Raw genomic sequence first — 18,751 nt, 5'->3', positions numbered from 1 at the left:
GTGCTACTCCTCGGTGGGGGAACGGGAAAGGGCGAGTTCGGCGACCTCGAGCTTGCTGGCACCGGCGATGGCTTGGCGATACAGCGACTGCAGGCTGCTCATCTGCAGGTTCAGCACCACGCGGTTGGTCTCCAGCTGATACAGCGCCTGCCGCAGCTCGGGGTGGAGTAACGGATGAACCATCGCCTCCTGCCACACCGCCACGCCCATGCGCTGAAAGTCTGGGCTGCGCCAACGTAAAAAGTCGGTGCCGGTCGCGCTGTGCTGGACCACCAGTCGCAGGTCCAGCAGCGCGAAGGGTGGCTGCGCTACGATCGCCAGCATCACCCCCATCAACTCGGCGACCTGGGTGCGCAGGCGCAGGATCGTCTCGGCGAACTGCTGCAGCTCCCCCTTACCCTTAAAAGGCTTTAAAAGGCCTTTTAGGGAGGCACCTTGTGCGAGCTCGCGATAGGCCTCTGCGGACAAACGCCGGGCAATCGCGTCAGCCAGGGTCATACGTCACCCCCGTCGACTGGCGCATCCGGTGTGGGCGGGGGCTCGGTCTCTGGCGCTTCGAGGGCTTCGGTCACCGCCGCCGCACCTTTACGGGCGATGGGCGGGGCGAATTGCGAGCGGCGGGCACCCTCCAGAATGTCCTGCGGCGGCAGGCCGAATTTGTCGATGGCTTCGCGCGCGCGGGCGTTGTTGGCGGCCATGTCATCCCGGCTGACGCCGGCCACGCGGTAGTGCTGCGCCAGGCCCAACAGGCTGCGCAGGACATGGGCACCACCATCGATCCAGGATTCCATGTCCATGCGACCGATCAGCGCGGTGTGGTGGGCGAGCAGTACCCGACGGACCAGGACGTCGTAGTCGGTCAGCAGGTAGATCGCGAGAAAGCCCAGCTGGCTGCCGATGAACAGCGGCAGGGTGACGGGGTGGATGTTGAGGTTGTCTCCGACATCGACCTGAGGCGGCAGGGCGCGCTCGACGTGGCTGACTTGCTGGGTCAGCGTGCGTATCTGGGCCTTGGCCTGCAGCAGCTTTTCTTCCAACTGCAGCATGAACCAGTCGGCGTACGGATCGTCCTGGCTGCTCGCCTGCTTGAGCAGGTTGGTGACTGCGATGTAGCCGGGCATACCGAGAATCGGGTGCACCCCGTCGCGGCGGCTACGGCCCTGCCACAATCGCGCCGCATGGTGGGTGTGCAGGGTGAGGGTGATGCTGCTGCGCAAGGAGCCCAGGTTGAGCTGGTAGTGATCGGCCATTGCCAGTACCTCGCCGTCGAAGTGAGGCTGACGATGGGCTGAACGGTGAAGGCCGAGGGGGATCAACGTGAAGCTGACGTGCTCGCATTACCGGCAGTGGATCAGTATGGATTTGATGGCAGTGGCATCAATTCCACAGGCGTCCACTGCCTATGACGCTGTACCGAGGCCGCGACAGCGTTGCTTCAGTTCCGCCAGGCAGGAGAGGGCGAGTGGCGAGGCGGTGCGCTGACCGTTGCGGTGTGGCCGTTCGCTGGCCAGCGTCGACACTGACTCCGGCCTTGATGCGCGTGACGGCGCAGCCGCAGGCGTTGTCGCGTCGGCGCGGGCCGCCCAGAGGGTGAATTCGCCCTGGCAGGCGCGCTTGATCAAACCCATCAAGTAGGCGACCGGTTTTCGGATCTCGCCGCGGGCGCAGCGCACCGCCGCTTCGTTGATCACCGCTTGTTGCTGCTCAGGCTCGAGCTGACGCATCGCCTGGGTGGCCATGCGCCGCTCGGTCGGGTTGAGCGGTAGATCCTCCGGCCATTGCGCTCGACCGAATTCCACCTGCGCCAGTACCGTACTTTTTTTGCTTTGGTCTTTCTGTACGGTACGGCCGGCGTCGGCATTCCGAACTACAGCCGCAACCGGTGCATTGTCGCAGGGTTCGGATTCGGTGGCCGAGGCGTGAGGATTCCGAACGGGGTGGCGCAGACCAGGTTCGGAATGTTGCGCTTGCGCGTCTTCGTTCATCAGCGGCAGCGTGTGTTGCTGTGTCGGGGGCAGTGAGCGCAGCCTGTCCTTGTCGCCCTGGGCGACCTGCGGGTCGGCTTGAATTTCGGTAAGCACATGCTGCGTCACATCACGTACGCCCTTGGTGGCATGGCTGAGGTTCTGTTGCAGTAACCCTGCGTAGCCGCTGTCCAGCTCAAGCTGCTCCGCCGGCGTCAGCGGATCACCGTGCAGCACGTAGACGCAACCGCGCAGGCAACCTTGGGTATCGCGAGAGCGGTCGACCAGGCTGAGCCAGCGGGTGGTCCGCAAGACGTTCAGTGCACGGGCGATGGTTTCGCGCGATGCCTGGTTACCGCAGGGGCTGGTCGCGAGGTAAGGCTGCAGGTCCTGGTAATGCGGCGTTTTCACCTGGCGCTCGGTGATCAACCAGCGCAATACCTGCCAGGTGTTGCGCTCCAGCGGCGTCAGCCGACGATCGAGCAGCAAGGCCTGCGGCAACGGATTATTGTCGCCGTAGTAGATCGTGCGCAGCGGCGCTTCCTCGGCGGATGCGACCGATTTGGCTTGCGCTGCCTGCCACTCGTTACGCCGCCGGAGGGCGTCATAACACTGGCGCACCACGTCCTGCCAATCGACCTCGTAGAAACTCAGCATGGCGCACCTCCGTACAGTTCGACCTGTTGCCAGACCAGGGTCAGGCTGATCTGCTGCTCCTCGGCAAGCATCATCATTGTGTCCAGCGGATCATTGTCCGGATCTTCCGCCCGCAACTGGCTCCAGCGGTGCCACACCGCATGTTCCTGCGCCTCACTGAGCTGGACCGGGCGGCCGCGGTGGGTCTCGATCTTCAGCACGCGGCGCCGCAGGGCGGTTTCCGAATGGTCCAGGCCGAAGCAGCGGTACATGATGTTGGAGCTCGCGCCCAACTTGAGCGCGCGGTTGATCAAGCGCTCGTTCTGTTCATCGCGTTCAGCCTGGACAATCAGGCGGCGCAGCACGGTGGTGTCGACTTTGACCTCGACCCAGGCGATCGACGAGTGCGCCAGGTGCGACAAGGTGGTCGGCGGCAGCGACTGCAGCACTTCGATGTCCTCGTCGGCCAAGCCCAGGGCTTTGCAACGCTGCAGGCGACCATGGCGCAGTTCATGCAGCACCTGATTCAACATGGCATGGTTCAACAGATTGAAGGTCGTGCTCATGAGGCAGTTCCTCACGTTAACGAGTGGGCGACAGCGTCAGCTCGATCAACTGCCGAGCGTGGCGGATCAGCGTGAACAGCTGCTCCAGCTGGGCGTCGGGGAGTCGTTCGAGGCCCACGGTCAGGGCAGGGCGCTCGGCAAAGGGCAGGTCGTAGACGCCGATCAGCAACTGACCAAACAATGCGGCTGGCAACTGCTGGCGTTGGCTCCAGCTCACATCATCCTGCAGGCGTAGCAAGGCCGAGAGGATCAGCTGAATGCCGGTGTGTCGCGGGCTAAGCCGATCGCTGTGTTCAGGTGACAGCGTGAACCCGAGTCCATCAGGGTGCGGGCTGACCAAGGCTGCGGCATCAGCATAATCGGCAAGGTTAGCCGCCAATTCCGCACAGCGTTCACGCAAGCTGCTGATGTCGTCCGGCGAAGCGGGGGACGATGGAGATGGGCCCACCTGCGGCTGAACGGCTTTCCCACCATCGGGTTGCTTCGCAGAAGGCGGCTCATCACTCAACGCTTGGCGAATGTGGGGCAGGCGTGGTTCCACCACCAGCGAGGGATCACTGCCAGAATCTGCCGGGTCTGGGCTGGGCAACTCAGTGGCTGTTCCAGACGCGGCCTCAAGGGTAGGTGGCGACTCCACAGGCTTGCTCGCCAGATCCTGCGGCACCGGTTGGAGAGCGGGCGACATGATAGGCGAAAGGCGTTGCTCCTGATGCATTTCCAGGGCCAGCAGACGGGGTGTCTGCTGTAGCGCCACCGCCATTTGGGCAATCAGTTCGTCCTGCAACTCGCTCGCGTCCAGCTCAGGTGTTTCACCGTCAAACGTTGACAGCACCTCCAGCCACAGCAGCGCGAACTGTTGGGTATCACCGAAATAGCGATTCCAGCTCGATTCCGCGCGACGCCTTACCGTTATCAGGCGATCGATGGCGGGTTTGCCGAGACCCGCATACAGCACCAGTGGAATGGCAGGCAGCAAGTGCTCCAACGCGTCGAACATGCGACTGATATGGGATTGGGAGATGGGATAGCCACCCTGGCTCAAGTGCACGGAGAGCTCCCGTTGACTGAGAGGCCTGTCCGGTTCCTGAAACATGTCCTTGAGTTTCGCCACGGCCAGCGACCGTTCGATGAACGTGAGTTGGCCATGCAAGTCGCTTTCAGCCAGATGCCCGAGCAAGGCATGGCACTCGGACTGCCAAGGACGAAACAGGCAATGGATGCGAAAGAACCGCTCCTCGCGGGTTTCCTGCCAAAGCTCAGCGAGGATGCTCAGCCGCGTATTGCCGCCGTTACGGATGATGAAGTGCTGCTCATCCGGCCGGCGGGTAATGGCCGGGGGCTGGTCCAGGCCGCGTTCGCGGATCGACGCTTTGATTTCGTCGTACAGCGGGTTGCGGACAATGCGTGGGTTGAGCTCGTAGGGGCGCAACTGCTCGAGACTGACCACCATGGGTGTGTCACTGATCGGCACTACCGTGGCCTCACGGTCGTGTTTTTGCGGGAAATGCGACTGCTGCAGTTGACGCGTGATGTCTTCGGAGGTCGGCGGTTTCATCACACATCCTCCGATCAGCCACGACGGATCAGCCGGCATTCGACTGCTGACTGCTGGCTGGGCATCTGCGGACCGGCCCCGACCAGCCGCTTGGCCCATTGCGGGAACAATTCGACTGCCAAGGCACGCATCACCTCCGCGGCACAAGGGCTGCGGCTTCTGGGGGGCGGGGTGGGCTCGACCCGGTGCACAGGCAGTCCCAGCGAGGCGGCATTGGGGTAGGCCACGCGGTCGGGAATGACCGTGGCGCACACGCTGACGTGAGGATCGCCTTCAAAGGACGCTTGCAGGCTCTGCATGATTAAGCGGGTATCGCGGCGATTGGCGTTGACCTGGTTGAGCAACAGCTTCACCGATGGCAACGCCACCCCCAGGTAGCGGTAGGGCTCCAATTCGTCAAACAGCCCCAGGGTGCCACGGCGCAGCTCGCGCGCGGCGAGCATTTCCGGTGGGACCGGGCACAGGGCGCAATCGGAGGCGAGGATGACCATCTCCACCACGACGCTGCGTGCCCCTTGAGTATCAATAATGAGCACATCGTATTGATCCTGGAAGGCCGGCAGCAGGTTGCGTAAACGCAGGCGGCCATCGGCGGCATGCAAGAGCAGGGTGTTGATGTGTCCGGCGCGGTCGTTGGAGACGATCAGATCCAGATGTTGAATGACCGTCGTGGAGATGACCTGCTCAGGCGCGGTGAGACCCTGGGCGATGAGCTCGTAGCTGCCGGCCTCACGGGGTGCGCACAAGGCGTAGTAGCTGGACAGCGTCGGTTGGCTGTCCAGGTCCAGCAGCAATACGCGAAAGCCCGCATCGGCAAGGACTCCGCCCAAGTTGGCGGCGACCGTGGTCTTACCCGCGCCGCCCTTGGTCGAGATCAGCGAGAGAACGTGCATGGCGCTACTCCTTGAGCGCCAGACGATCCTGGACCCACTTCTCGATCTCCAGTGAATCCCAGCCGACGGCACGCGTACCGATCCTCCGGCATTGCGGGAACTGGCCGGCCTTCATCAGGTTGTAGATGTGCGAGCGCTTGAAACCGGTTTTCTGTTCGACCTCATCGCGACGCATGATGTGGCGGTCGGTAGGCAGAGGGGCAGGGCTGATCGGTTGCATGATGTCACTCCGTAGCACCATGTGGTGCGCAGTGGGATGTGACAGTCAGTGAAGGTCGACAGGAGAGAAAAAACATTGTCAGGCAATGCCGACCATTGCCTGACAATGCAGCGTTAGCCCCGTGTGACTTGGGCCAAATGCCGACGCGCGTCGGCAAATCTCCGATCAAGGGTACTTTTGCTCAGGCCGGGAGTACCAGGGAACCGGCGCGTAATCTCTTCGACTAGAGCACTCTGGGACCTGTAGATTGACTGCACACGGCCGTCCTTCGATTTGCCCAGCGTGACCTCCAGCAGTGCACCGACGATTATGCATTGCGTACCTGCAGACGCTTCGGAGGGAATCCCGAGGGCGTCAAGCCGCTCTGATAGTTCTTTGTTATGAGCAGCGAGAGCTGTCACCTCGTCGACGGCAGCCGAATGTGTTTGGCGTAGATTTTCGAACTTGCGTAAGGCTGCATCGTGCTCCGCTTGCAGTGCCAAATAAGCGTTCAGGCTCACGCATTCAGCATGATCGATATTTTGCGAAAACAAGAATGTGGGCTTCTCTGCCGGGTAGTTGCGTACAAACCAAAGGCGAAGATCCACATGGCGAATGGACCAGTAGACGCGGTCCGCTTGGCTGTCTGTAGTGATCGGACGTCCTAGGTAGGTCGCAGGTAACTCACCACAGGCGATGGCATCGTAGATGCGCTCGGCATAGGCGTGGAGAAAAGGCCATTGTGGAAAGTGCTTGAGCAAACTACCGGGGTGAGAGAGGTCTATCTGCAGAATCTCGTCTTGGTGATCTTCGAGGTCACACCAGAGAATCGCGGCATCGATAGGGTGGTAAGAGCTTCTGATTGAGATCATGACGCACAGCCTCCTGCTGAATTCGTCCTAGACTCGCTGGCGGGGGCAATGATCTTGGCCTCAGTCTAGTGAGCCTGACTCCAACAAGACCGTTTAAGATCCAATGGTGGTGACAATGTTCTGATCAGTTGGTTCGGCAGGGTAGTGGTGGTCACGACAGGTTTCGGCGCTGCTCTCTCGTCCCTAAATCTGAGTCTGTCTGACTAAATGTGGCTGCCCTGGCAAGGTTGCCACGCTGATCCAGACATCGTCGCTCAAATCGGTCGGTGCATTGTATGGCACCTGTCGTGCCAAATACTCGCGGCTAAAGACAGGAGCTCCAGACCTAGGCCTTGCGCTCTTTGCCTCTAGCCTATGAGTACGACGCTGTGTCTGCTTCGGAATTAGTAATGGAAGTTCAGCGTCATCTGGGCCGAGCGGCCTTCAGCCCAGGTCGCATAGATTGGGTAGGATGAGGCAAAGTACTGAAGGTCGAACAGGTTCTTCAGTTTCAGATGAACGTCCAGCGACTTGGAGAATTTGTAAGACGCCATGGCATCGACCTCGGCGTAGCCTGGTGTCCACTTACGCGTGGTGTCGCTGACCGACGCGTAGATCAGGCTGGAAGCTTTCACGCTGGTGCCCACCGTCCATTTCGGCGTCACATCATAGTAGGTCCAGAGCGTCAGATTGTGTTTGGGTACCATGACCATTGGCAGGCCCGATGCCGATTCGTTAGCATCGCCGGCATCGGTGGTAACGGCATTGAGGTAAGAGTAGCCGCCGAACACACGCCATTGCGGGGTCAACTCGCCGGCCACACCCAGTTCCACGCCGCGTACGCGCTGGGAACCGGCGTTCTCGATACCGCCTAGGCCATCGCTGACACGTGCGTTGGTCTTGTCGGTCTGGAAAATCGCCGAAGTCAGCGACAGGCGACCGTCTAGCACATCCCACTTGGCCCCCACTTCGATATTGCGGCTGCGCTCGGGTGAGAGGTCGTCATTGGCCGCGGTTAGTTGGTCGTTGCCGCCCCCCGTGCCACCGTTGGCGCCGGGCGGATTGGCCGAGGTGCCGTACGAGGAATAGAGGCTTAGGTTGTCGATGGGTTTGTGCACCAGGCCCACCTGGTAGCTGAACAGGTTGGCGATGTTCTGCAGGTTCTGCGTGCCGCTCTGGTGCACCCGAGTGTTGTAGTAGTCCAGACGTACGCCGGTGTTGAGCAGCCATTTATCCGACAGAGCACACGCATTGAGCAGAGTAAAGCCAGTGTCTTTGATAAAGGCAATCTGAGGGCGGCCTTTGAGGGCTTAAAATCGGGAAAAGGAACCATGAACCGAGCAGAGCTAGGTGAGAGGAACAAACCAGTGGAGCATTGGTAAGGCGCAGAGTCTGTCCCATCTCGCGATAAAGTGAGTGGGCATTTTATGATCTTTGTACTGGGTAAGTGGCGGTTGGGCCATTCGAGAGGCACAGTGGCTAGTCTATATTATTCTATATTGAGAATTTAATATCAAATATAGAATTACTCGTGAAGACTTACTAAGCTAGAGGCTCCTCATAACAAGAAGAACGGTCTTTGATCATGCTCTTTGCACAGAAATTCTCCATTGGCGCCAAGCTTTTGGTCCTGCCCATCTTGTTCGTACTTGCATTATTGGTTGTCTCGGGTGTCGCCTACCACGGGCTGGCCAGGCAGCAGGCAGTGATCGAAGAAATTCAACAGTTGCGCTTCCAGCAATATAGGCAGGTCTTGGAAACCGCGACTGCTCTGCAGGCGGCGATGGTTGGGGCCTATGCCACGGGGGCACGCATTCTTGAATCCGGTGGGCAGACCGAGCTGGAGGAACTGGAATCTTACTTCGAGGATATACGGGCGAGTGTCGACGACATGCGCACTGGCCTTGGCAATGCAGCCCGTGAGACCCGCTTGGGTGACGAGGAAAAGGCACTCTATCGGGCGGTGCAGGAGCAGGCTGCTGTAGTGATCGAGGGACTGGACGATTTTCAGCGCACTGCCTTGAAAGATCAGATTCAGGCTGCTTCGTTGTTGGGACGGGTGCGCGCTGACAGCAACGGCTTGCAAGCGCAATTCAACCGCCTGTTAGCGCTGCAGGCGCAACTGACCTCTGACGCGTTTGCCGAGGCCGAAGCTTTGCAGCGTCAGGTATCAAAGATGCTAGTAGTGATATCACTGGCCGCCAGTGCTCTGGCGTTGCTGGTCAGTCTTTTGTTACGGGGGCAGATCTTGCGCCCCATCCGGGAAATCGAGCAGGCATCGATTAGGTTGCGAGACGGTGATCTGACGCACCGAGTGCGCGTGATCGGTGGCGACGAGATCGCTCACACTGCGCAGGCGTTCAATGAGCTAATTGACAGTTTCCAGCAGGCGATGCGTCAGGTTGCCGCGGTAGCCGCCTCGGTCAGTGCATCGGCTGAGACGTTGGTAGGCGCCTCGGCGCAGGTGGCCGAGAGCTCCTCGGCACAGACCGGTGCGGTTGGGGTAGTATCGATGACCATCGAGCATATGAGCGCCAGTATTGCCGCCATCTCCAATCATGCCCAGAGCCTGCGAGGTTCGGCCGAGGCTAGCTTGCGAGGCACGCAGGATGGACACCTGGCGCTGTCGCGTCTACTCGAAAACATCGACAGCGTACGCCTGGCATTCTTAGCCATTCGCGGCTCGGTAGGTGCTTTTGTCGAAAGCACCTCGGCGATTACCGCCAGTATCACCCAGGTCAAGGATCTCTCTGCGCAAACCAACTTGCTGGCGCTCAATGCGGCGATCGAAGCGGCGCGGGCAGGTGAAAGTGGGCGCGGTTTCAGTGTGGTAGCAGATGAAGTGCGTCAGTTAGCGCAACGCTCGGCCCAAGCGGCCAATTCAATCAATGAGTTGACAGTTAACCTTGAAGGCCAGTCCGAGGCGGTTGGCAACGCTCTGCGTGCAGGCACTGTGGCGCTGGATGACAGTGGCAGGCTACTGAGTGAACTGGAGAGCACCTTGCAGCAAGCTGCGGACCTAGTTGGGGACTCGACTAGAGGTGTAGACCAGATCGCTGATGCGGTGAGTGTGCAAAGCGAGGGCGGGCGGGGGATCGCGGAGCACATCGAGCACATCGCCCGCATGGCTGGGGAAGGCGATGCGATTACACATCAAGTGTCCGGAGCGGTAGTATCACTCCGTGAGCTTTCGGATGAACTGAGCCTGGCAGTGAGTCGCTTCCGCTTCGAAATCTGATTTTGTGAGGAGCGGCATGCGCCGCTCCCCACAAAATCAGTCAGAGCGAACTGCTACGAATCAGTTGTAGGAACTCTTGGCGAGTGTTGTACGAGTCGCGCATGCATCCGAGCATGACCGAAGTGCTCATTACCGAGTTCTGCTTTTCCACACCACGCATCATCATGCACATATGTTTCGCCTCGATCACCACCGCCACACCGGCGGCATGGGTAACTTCGGCGATCGCTTCGGCAACCTGGCGGGTCAGGTTTTCCTGAATCTGCAGTCTGCGAGCAAACATATCGACGATACGCGCCACCTTCGACAGCCCCAGCACTTTGCCTGTGGGGATATAGGCAACGTGCGCCTTGCCAATGAACGGCAACAGGTGGTGCTCGCACAGCGAATACAATTCGATATCACGGACGATGACCATCTCGTCGTTGTCCGAGTCGAACAGTGCGCCGTTGACTATCTGCTCAAGGCTTTGCTGATAGCCATGGCACAGGTACTGCATGGCTTTCGCCGCGCGCGTTGGCGTGTCCAACAAGCCCTCGCGATGCGGGTTTTCGCCGATGCCCTGCAGAATTTCGCGGTAGTTTCGGGTCAGTTCCTCGTTCATGATTGTCCCTGTTTAGAGTTGAATGATGGAAATCTTGTCGGTGGCTTGGCTGGCGTCATGAAACTGTGCAGTCGAGCCATTACGCCATTGCTCCAGTAGCTGCGCTTGACGCTGGTGAGCATGATGTAGAAAGCGCTCTTTTACTGGCCCGTAACCGCGCACGCTGTTTGGCAGCTCCAGCAGCTCACGGGCCAGTTGCAGGTTGTCGCTGCGCAGGCCCGCCAGCACTTCATCCAGAATACTTTCATAGTTACGCAACCAGTCGCGCTCAACCTTGCGCTCATGGGTATGGCCGAACGGGTCGAGCCAGGTGTTGCGTAGGCTCTTGAGTTTGGCCAGCAGCTTGAAGCCTTGCAGCATCCAGGGCCCGTAGCTGCGTTTTTTGGGCTCTTTGCTAATGCGGTTGTCGTTGAGCAGCGGCGGTGCCAAGTGGAACCGCAGGCGGTAGTTGCCTTCGAACATTGACTGGATGTTTGTCAGAAAGTCGCCGTTGCTGAACAGTCGGGCTACCTCATATTCATCTTTGATCGCCAGGACCTTGAAGTAGTGGCGGGCAACGCTTTTGGACAGCTCGTCCGGCTGGCCCAGCAGCCGAGTTTCGGCCTCCATGAACTGCTCCACGCGTTGCCGGTAACGTTGGGCATAGGCGTTATTCTGATATTGCGTCAGGACGCCCATGCGCCGCTTAACCATTTCTTCCAGGTTTTGCGAAAGTATGCGGTCGGCGCTTTGCTTTTTGCCGGCTTCGACAATGCGCAGTACCCGTGGCAAATCGTGGGCACTGCGTCGGCCCCAGGCGAAGGCTGCCAGGTTGAAGGCTACCGCGGTGCCATTCAACTCGATGGCTTGTTCCAGCGCCTCTTCGCCGACCGGCAACCAGCCTTTCTGGTAGGCATAGCCCAGCATGAAGGTATTTGTAGCGATTGAATCGCCCATCAGCGTCGTGGCAATTCTGCTTGCGTCGACAAAGTCCGCCCGCGCTGGGCCAACGGTTTCGGCTATTTGCACTGACATGCCTCGGGTATGGAATTGCGGGTCAGGGTGGCTGGCCAGATCACCGCTTTGCGCCTGCAGAGCAAAGGTACGCACGAACGCACTGGTAATGCTTTGCTCGCTGTTGACCAGGGCGTGCGTCACACCTTGGCGCAACTTGGATAACGTTTCGGTGTTGGCACTGACAACCAGATCGCAGCCCAACAACAAGGCTGCTTCACCTTCGGCGATCCGCGGGGCGAACAACTGATCCTGGCGGGCAGCGATGCGAATGTGTGACCAGACGGCGCCGCCTTTTTGTGCCATGCCAGCCATGTCGAGGTTGAGCGTACCCTTACCCTCGATAAACGCCGCCATGCCCAGTAAGGCACCGATGGTTACTACACCTGTGCCGCCCACACCAGTCACCAGGATGCTGTATGGCTCTTCGAGGGCGACGACCGAAGGAGCGGGCAGATCCCATTCATCGTCGGCTTTGGCTGCCAGGGCCTGTGGCTTGCGCAGCGTTCCGCCTTCGACGGTGACAAAGCTTGGGCAAAAGCCGTTGAGGCAAGTGAAGTCCTTGTTGCACGAAGATTGGTCGATCTCGCGCTTGCGGCCGTACTCTGTGTCCACCGCCACCACCGACATGCAGTTGGACTTGCTGCTGCAGTCGCCACAGCCTTCACATACCGCTTCGTTGATCACCACTCGACGTGCCGGGTCGGGGAACTTACCGCGCTTGCGACGCCTGCGCTTCTCCGCTGCGCAGGTCTGGTCATAGATGATTGCCGACACTCCCTGGAACTGGCGCAATTGCTCCTGGACCTCGTCCATCTTGTCGCGGCGTACTACCGGTACACCTTGGGCCAGATCAGGAATGCCTTTGTACTTCTCGACATCGTCACTGACCACCACCAGGCGCTGAACGCCTTCTGCAGCCAGTTGGCGGCTGATTTGTGCCACGCTCAGGTTGCCGTCCACCGGCTGCCCGCCTGTCATGGCCACGGCATCGTTGTAGAGAATTTTGTAGGTGATCTGCGCCTTTGCCGCGATGGCGGCACGAATGGCGAGAATGCCGGAGTGGAAGTAGGTACCGTCACCCAGGTTGGCAAAGACATGTTGGGTGGTGGTAAAGGGCGCTTGGCCGATCCAGGCTACTCCTTCGCCACCCATTTGGCTGAAGGTTTGGGTTTGCGGGTAGATCCAGGCGGCCATGTAGTGGCAGCCGATACCGGCCAGCGCGCGGCTACCTTTCGGCACCTTGGTCGAGGTATTGTGCGGACAGCCAGAGCAGTAGTGCGGCACGCGCTCCATCAGGTTGCTGAACTGGCCTTTGCAGGCCAGTTGTGCCTCCAATAGGGCTAGGCGCATTTGAAGCGAACCGCCTGGGTGCAGACGCAGGATTCGCTTGGCCAGGGCGCGTGCGATCATCGCCGGCGTCAGGTCATTGATAGCCGGCAGCAGCCAATCGGTGTGCGGCAGGCTCCATTCACCCTTGTCGTCGAACTTTCCAACGATGCGCGGACGTACGTCTTCACGCCAGTTGTAGAGCTCTTCCTTGAGTTGGTACTCGATCATGTGGCGCTTTTCTTCCACCACCACAATCTCCTCCAGGCCTTCGGCGAACTGGCGTACACCTTCAGCTTCCAGCGGCCAGACCATGCCGACCTTGTACAGGCGTAGACCGATTTTCTGCGCCTGGGGCTCGTCGATCCCGAGGATGTTCAGGGCCTGGCACACGTCGAGATAGGACTTTCCAGAAGTGACAATGCCAATTCGGGCATTCGGCGAATCCATGACGATGCGATCGATGCGGTTGGCACGGGCATACGCCAGGGCGGCATACAGCTTATGCTCCAGCAGGCGCTGTTCTTGGGCCAGGGGTGGGTCGGGCCAGCGGATGTTCAGACCGCCTTCGGGCAACGCTATGGTCGGGATTACAGGTTGTACGCGGTGAATGTCGATATCGACGACCGCCGCGCTTTCAACCGTGTCGGCCACAGCCTTGAGGGCGACCCAGCAGCCTGAGTAGCGCGACATGGCCCAACCATGCATGCCGTAGTCGAGGTATTCCTGTACGCCGGAGGGCGCCAACACCGGCATCATCACTGCCTTGAAAATGTGCTCGGTCTGGTGGGGAAGGGAAGAGGAGCGGGCGCCATGGTCATCGCCTGCGATGGCTAATACACCGCCAAATTTTGATGTGCCAGCTGCGTTCGCGTGGCGGAAAACATCACCGCAACGGTCCACGCCGGGGCCTTTGCCGTACCACATGCCGAAGACGCCATCATACATGGCACCTTCGAACAAATTGACCTGCTGCGTACCCCAGATCGAGGTGGCGGCAAGGTCTTCGTTCATACCAGGGTGGAACACTGTGTGGTGTGCTTTGAGGTAGTCACGTGCTTTCCATAGGGCCTGGTCGAAGCCGCCTAGCGGCGAGCCGCGATAGCCGGAAATGAACCCGGCGGTATTCAGACCGTTGGCCCGATCGCGTAGCCGCTGCATCAGGGGCAGGCGCACCAGCGCCTGAATCCCCGTGAGCAGTACATGTCCACTGTGTTGTACGTACTTGTCTTCCAGAGAAACCGGGGTACTCATGTTCATCCTCCAGGCGTTGTTCTTGTATGGCTGCACCGGTAAAGGGCGATGCCTTGTCGAGGCCGCCTCTAGAAAGCACGGGAGCGATCGTAAAATCACAAAAATAGCGGTGAGGTATTGGTGTTTCAAATACCTGCATGGGTCGGCATTGGTGATGCTGTGCAGCTCAAACCGGAGCTGTCGGGCTTGGATGCTAATTAAATATGGACAAATAATCAAAAAATGTTCAATTATTGATCGTGAAGACGCTTGAAAATAAAACAGACAAGGGAGAAAGCCATGCGTGCAGCCATCATTTCCGAACGCAATGCCTTGCCAAAGGTACGTGAGTTCAATGAGCCGCAAGCGCAAGACGGTGCGGTACTGATCGACGTGGACACGGCCGGCCTCGGGGGGTGGGATGTGCTCGGGGCCTACCGCCTGGGTGTCGAATACCCTTGTGTCATTCGTGGTGAGGGCGTGGGACGAGCGCCGGATGGGCGGCGGGTATATTTCGGTGAGCGTTCGGTGCTGCCCTACGGTGCCTGGGCCGAGCGCACTTTGGTGCCGCAAGCCGAAGTGTGGAATGTGCCGGACGACGTGGACGACAAAACCGCGATCAGCATGGGTATCGCCGCTACCGGGGCCATCGTGCCGCTGGAAAAGGCCGAGATCCAGGAGGGCGAAAAGGTCTTGGTGCTCGGCGCCACCGGCACCTTGGGACAGATTGCCCTGCAGCTTGCGCGTGGCATGGGTGCTGGTAAGGTCGTTGGTGCCGCGCGTTCACAGGAGGCACTTGGCCGGCTGAAGTCGCGCGGAATCGCCGACGAGGTCGTTACCCTGGGCGGCAGCGATGATGTTGGCGCACTTAAGGAGGCGGCGGCCGGTGGCTTCGATGTGGTACTCGACCTGGTGTGCGGACAACCCTTGCTGACGTCCCTGAAGGCCACCAATTGGGGCGCACGCATTATGACCATTGGCACTGGTGCTGGCCGCCAGCTCAACCTGGATATCGCCGACCTGCTGTTTCGCAGCCTGTCGTGCATCGGGACCGGCCAGCGTCCCCCTGCGGACCGGGAACAGATCTGGCTGCGACTGTTGAAGATCGCCAGGGAACAGCAGATACACGTGGACTACCTAGATTTCACCCTTGACCAGGCCGCAGAGGCTTGGGCTGCTCAGATAGATGGACCGCACGCCAAGATCACGGCCACGATCCGCCGCTGAAGGCCGCAGCGGCAAGCGGTTTCATTGGTTCTGGCGGCGGGCTCGGCATAGCAGATGATCAAGGGCAAAGACGTTTCCATGCGCCAGCTTCGGTACTTCGTGGCGGCGGCTGATGCGGGTCAGTTCTCCCAGGCGGCTCTGAAGGTGCACGTGTCGCAATCGGCCATCACCGCCGCGGTGCAGCACCTGGAAGAGACTATGGGTGTTAGCCTTTTCGACCGTTTGCCCTATGGCGTGACACTGACAGCCGAAGGCAATAAGTTTGCCCAGCATGCGCGGCATATCCTCGAAACGTTGCAGGACGCCCTGAGCGAGCCGCTGTTCCTCAGCCACTCGACACGGGGAAGCGTGCGTGTGGGGGCTTCCTACACGCTGCTGGGCTACTTCCTGCCAGCGCTGCTTGCACGATTCAAGCGCAACTATCCGCAGGTGGAGATCGAACTCGTCGACATAGATCGCCACAGCATCGAGCAGGCCGTTAACAATGGCGATCTCGACCTAGGCTTGGTGATAGTGTCCAACACCCCCAGCCTGAATGTGTTCTCCCATCAGGTGTTGATTCGGTCCCGCCGGCAACTCTGGTTGGCCATCCAGCACCCCTTAATGACTGCCTCCTCAATCAACCTCGAAGACGTGGCGCAGCACGCCTACATCCTTGCCACCGTGGATGAAGGTGACAGCTCGACGTTTCGCTACTGGGCGTCTCGTGGGTTGGCTCCCAACGTGGCTTTTCGTACTTCTTCCATGGAGGCGCTGCGCGGCATGGTCGGCCATGGCTTTGGCGTCGCCATTCTTTCCGACATGCTTTACCGACCTTGGTCCCTGGAGGGTAAGAGGATCGAGGCTCGGCCATTGACGGATGTCATTCCGCCCATGGAATTGGGACTGATTTGGCGACCCGACAAGCAGTTATCGATATCGGCCCAAGCGTTTCGACAGTTCCTGATCATGGCGTGTACGTCGTGAAACCTTGCTGGCCTTGCGTTGTTCCTCAGGGTGCTATGCGCAACACAGATAAAAATGAACAAAAATAAAATAAATGTCTATATTTTAATTGGTTCCGAAATTGCCGAACGGCCTGCTGGCCGATTACAACAAGGAGAACGCCATGCTGATCGATGTACACGCCCACCTGCTGACAGAGGGTATGCTGAACCGCCACGAATTTTGGGGCCCGTTCATGAAGGTGCAGGGGTTGACTGTCGGCCATTTTTCCCTAGGCACCAAGCAGCCGGCCAAAGCCACTAGCGACGCTGAGGCGCAAGTCAACCTATTGGCACGCATGACCCACGCCAGTCGTCGCAAGTTGATGGCCGAGCGGGGTGTCGACAAGCTGGTGGTCTCCACGCCTTCGCATTGCTTCATGTATTGGGCTGGTGATTTTGCCAACGAATACGCGCGTATTTGCAACGACGAGATGTCAGAGTTCTGTCGCGCCGACCCGGACCATTTCGACTTCTGGTGCCATGCCAATCTGGCCGATCCGCGCAACGCAGCCAAGGAAATCGAGCGAGCGGTAACCCAATTGGGGGCCAAGGGTGTATGCGTAGGCGGTGCCAACTTCAACGGATTGCAAGCTCATGACGAGCAGTTGTTCCCAGTGTGGGAGAAGCTCACACAGCTGGATGTACCAATCATGGTGCATGGCTTCAATCAGTCGATCTACTGGGGCGAAAAACATACCGACGACAAGTTCGAAACCACGTCCATTGTGGGCGATTGCGTCGATGAGACCCTGTTTTTCTGGTACCTAATCTGTGGAGGTGCCCTGGATGTCTTTCCAACCCTGAAAACCTACATCACCCATGCGGGGGGCATGGCGATCTTCCAACTGGGCCGACTCAGCGAACTCAACCAAGCTATGGCGCCCGATACGCGCAACCAGCGGCCGCTGCTGGACTATCTGCAGAACTTCTACTTCGATCTTGACGTACACGCACCTGGTTTGCGTCGTGGTGTCGCTGAAGTGGTGGGTTCTGAACGCTTGCTGTACGGTACAAACTTCGGTGGTGCCTATGACCACGGTGACCTGACGGCCGGGCTAGGACTATCGGTTGCGGATCGTGAGCGGATCCGCAGTGGTAACGCAATTGAACTGCTCAAACTGAAAGTGCCAGCTCACGCTGCGCGTGCTGTGACGCCGTGACGGGCAGTTTGCTGGCGATGAGTGCTGGGCGGCCGTATCCTCAACGTGTCGGGCGGCTGCCGCGACAACTCGGCGACCTCAGCGCCGCTTGGCTGACGGAGCTGCTGCAGCCGCGTTACCCCGGCATCGAAGTGCAGGCGTTGGCGGTGGTGGAGGTCCGCAATGGGCACACTACCAAGCTGCGCGTCAGGCTCGAGCTGAACGAGGTCGGTCAGCGCGCAGGGATACCGTCCCATGTCTGCCTGAAATCGAACTGGTCAGAAGGCTTCGAGAGCGGCGATATCTGCGAATTGGAGTCGCGTTTCTATCATCTGACCCGCGCGTGGTCCGGCGCGCCATTGCCTGCCACGTATTTCACTGATTGGGACGCCGATGGTGGTGGGCGCGGCGTAGTGGTAATGGAGGATCTTGGGCTGGCAGCCGGGAAGTTCGGCCACAGCACTGATCACCTGGGCGTGGATGGAGTCGCGCAGGGGCTGGAGTCTTTAGCCGCGTTGCATGCCGTGACCTGGGCCCACCCACGGCTGCACCGTCAGGTCTGGCTTCCGGTGTCGATGGCCAACCCGGTAGACAACGACGGCCTGCTGCGTATGTACAACTACATCAAGGTCAACCTGGGCAAGGATGACTACCGGCAGCGTCTACCTCGTTGGATCTATGAGACGCCAGAGCTCTTCAGCCATGCTTTCGATGAGTTGGCTGCCTTCGAGCGGGCACAGGTTTCGCCCTCTTGCTTGATCCATGGCGATTCGCACCAAGGGAACAGTTTTCAGCGTGACAATGGACAACGCATCTGGCTCGACTGGCAGTTGGCAAGACGCGGGCGGCCATGGCGCGATGTGGCGTACTTCATGCTCGGCGCGTTGACGATAGAAGAACGCCGCGCCGAGGGGCAACGGCTTCTGCAGGTGTACCGCGAAAAGTTGATCAGTCTGGGAGCGGCTGGTGTACTCGACCAGCACGCCGCCTGGGAGCAACTGCGGCGTTGGCCGGTGTGGGGCATGCAGACATGGATGTCGAACATGGATGACTGGGGGCAGTCAGGATTGCCGATGGTGGAGCGATTTTTTACCGCCGCCGAAGACTTCGACACGCTTCGCCTGCTGACACGAGGACGCAAGCCACGGCGTACTCCGGTGCTGGGCGAGGGCGCTCGTCCGCTGACGCCAGCCTATGCACACCTCTTGAAGGATTGAACATGGTCAAAACGCACGTGCATGGAGGTAAGCGAGGCTGAGTATGGCGGACTGGAGTACTACCTGGCGCGCTTGAGCGGTATAGATCGTTACGGCTTGGACGCGCTCCGCAATCGACTCC

The 18,751-nt window shown here is 59.6% G+C and carries 16 protein-coding genes; 5 read left to right on the top strand and 11 right to left on the bottom strand.

The features are described 5' to 3' along the window. Nucleotides 1-3 precede the first annotated feature (3 nt). The 9 genes from TZ03_RS03385 to TZ03_RS03345 all read right to left on the bottom strand — a co-directional run bounded on the left by TZ03_RS03385 (nt 4) and on the right by TZ03_RS03345 (nt 7,905). Nucleotides 4-498 carry a DUF3158 family protein gene (locus tag TZ03_RS03385; protein WP_051095726.1) on the bottom strand — a complete coding sequence of 165 codons (495 nt, stop codon included), beginning with the start codon at nt 496-498 and terminating at the stop codon, nt 4-6. Then, a complete protein-coding gene (locus TZ03_RS03380) occupies nt 495-1,250 on the bottom strand; it encodes a PFL_4669 family integrating conjugative element protein (protein ID WP_051095725.1) in 756 nt (251 codons plus the stop codon). The genes TZ03_RS03385 and TZ03_RS03380 overlap by 4 nt, the downstream gene beginning before the upstream one ends. Before the next feature lie 150 nt (nt 1,251-1,400). After that, nucleotides 1,401-2,621 (bottom strand): STY4528 family pathogenicity island replication protein, encoded by a 1,221-nt coding sequence (locus TZ03_RS03375; protein WP_051095724.1) that lies wholly within the window; start codon nt 2,619-2,621, stop codon nt 1,401-1,403. Further along, a complete protein-coding gene (locus TZ03_RS03370; protein ID WP_051095723.1) occupies nt 2,615-3,166 on the bottom strand; it encodes a DUF2857 domain-containing protein in 552 nt (183 codons plus the stop codon). Before TZ03_RS03370 ends, TZ03_RS03375 begins: the two co-directional genes overlap by 7 nt. A 16-nt stretch (nt 3,167-3,182) precedes the next feature. Next, nucleotides 3,183-4,721, bottom strand: coding sequence for a ParB family protein (locus tag TZ03_RS03365; RefSeq protein ID WP_051095722.1), 1,539 nt, complete (start codon nt 4,719-4,721; stop codon nt 3,183-3,185). Between the two features lie 14 nt (nt 4,722-4,735). After that, nucleotides 4,736-5,614, bottom strand: coding sequence for a ParA family protein (locus TZ03_RS03360; protein WP_051095721.1), 879 nt, complete (start codon nt 5,612-5,614; stop codon nt 4,736-4,738). 4 nt (nt 5,615-5,618) lie between these two features. Continuing rightward, nucleotides 5,619-5,834 carry an AlpA family transcriptional regulator gene (locus TZ03_RS03355; RefSeq protein WP_051095720.1) on the bottom strand — a complete coding sequence of 72 codons (216 nt, stop codon included), beginning with the start codon at nt 5,832-5,834 and terminating at the stop codon, nt 5,619-5,621. 113 nt (nt 5,835-5,947) lie between these two features. Further along, a complete protein-coding gene (locus tag TZ03_RS03350; RefSeq protein WP_051095719.1) occupies nt 5,948-6,685 on the bottom strand; it encodes a hypothetical protein in 738 nt (245 codons plus the stop codon). 383 nt (nt 6,686-7,068) lie between these two features. Continuing rightward, nucleotides 7,069-7,905: a TonB-dependent receptor gene (locus TZ03_RS03345; protein WP_256250322.1), complete on the bottom strand. Its 837-nt coding sequence runs from the start codon at nt 7,903-7,905 to the stop codon at nt 7,069-7,071. 344 nt (nt 7,906-8,249) lie between these two features. Here TZ03_RS03345 and TZ03_RS03340 point away from each other — a divergent pair, with 344 nt between their 5' ends. After that, nucleotides 8,250-9,902 (top strand): methyl-accepting chemotaxis protein, encoded by a 1,653-nt coding sequence (locus TZ03_RS03340; protein WP_051095805.1) that lies wholly within the window; start codon nt 8,250-8,252, stop codon nt 9,900-9,902. Nucleotides 9,903-9,942: 40 nt separating this feature from the next. Here TZ03_RS03340 and folE read toward each other — a convergent pair whose 3' ends face one another. Together folE and TZ03_RS03330 are read right to left on the bottom strand one after the other, a co-directional pair. Then, on the bottom strand, nt 9,943-10,506 hold the full coding sequence (folE, locus tag TZ03_RS03335; protein ID WP_051095718.1) for a GTP cyclohydrolase I FolE: 564 nt from the start codon (nt 10,504-10,506) through the stop codon (nt 9,943-9,945). A gap of 12 nt (nt 10,507-10,518) precedes the next feature. Beyond that, complete coding sequence (locus TZ03_RS03330; protein WP_051095717.1) at nt 10,519-14,082, bottom strand: indolepyruvate ferredoxin oxidoreductase family protein; 3,564 nt, start codon at nt 14,080-14,082, stop codon at nt 10,519-10,521. 279 nt (nt 14,083-14,361) lie between these two features. Here TZ03_RS03330 and TZ03_RS03325 point away from each other — a divergent pair, with 279 nt between their 5' ends. The 4 genes from TZ03_RS03325 to TZ03_RS03310 all read left to right on the top strand — a co-directional run bounded on the left by TZ03_RS03325 (nt 14,362) and on the right by TZ03_RS03310 (nt 18,630). Further along, nucleotides 14,362-15,288, top strand: coding sequence for a quinone oxidoreductase family protein (locus TZ03_RS03325; protein ID WP_051095716.1), 927 nt, complete (start codon nt 14,362-14,364; stop codon nt 15,286-15,288). 54 nt (nt 15,289-15,342) lie between these two features. Then, nucleotides 15,343-16,254, top strand: a complete 912-nt coding sequence (locus TZ03_RS03320; protein ID WP_046785890.1) for a LysR family transcriptional regulator — start codon at nt 15,343-15,345, stop codon at nt 16,252-16,254. A gap of 142 nt (nt 16,255-16,396) precedes the next feature. Next, nucleotides 16,397-17,434 (top strand): amidohydrolase family protein, encoded by a 1,038-nt coding sequence (locus TZ03_RS03315; protein ID WP_046785891.1) that lies wholly within the window; start codon nt 16,397-16,399, stop codon nt 17,432-17,434. Beyond that, nucleotides 17,431-18,630, top strand: coding sequence for a phosphotransferase (locus TZ03_RS03310; RefSeq protein WP_053388391.1), 1,200 nt, complete (start codon nt 17,431-17,433; stop codon nt 18,628-18,630). Before TZ03_RS03315 ends, TZ03_RS03310 begins: the two co-directional genes overlap by 4 nt. Nucleotides 18,631-18,751: the final 121 nt, after the last annotated feature.

Origin of the sequence: Pseudomonas sp. 10-1B (assembly GCF_000935045.1) — a bacterium.
Taxonomy (GTDB): Bacteria; Pseudomonadota; Gammaproteobacteria; order Pseudomonadales; family Pseudomonadaceae; genus Aquipseudomonas.
This window is presented reverse-complemented; position numbering and strand designations above follow the sequence as displayed.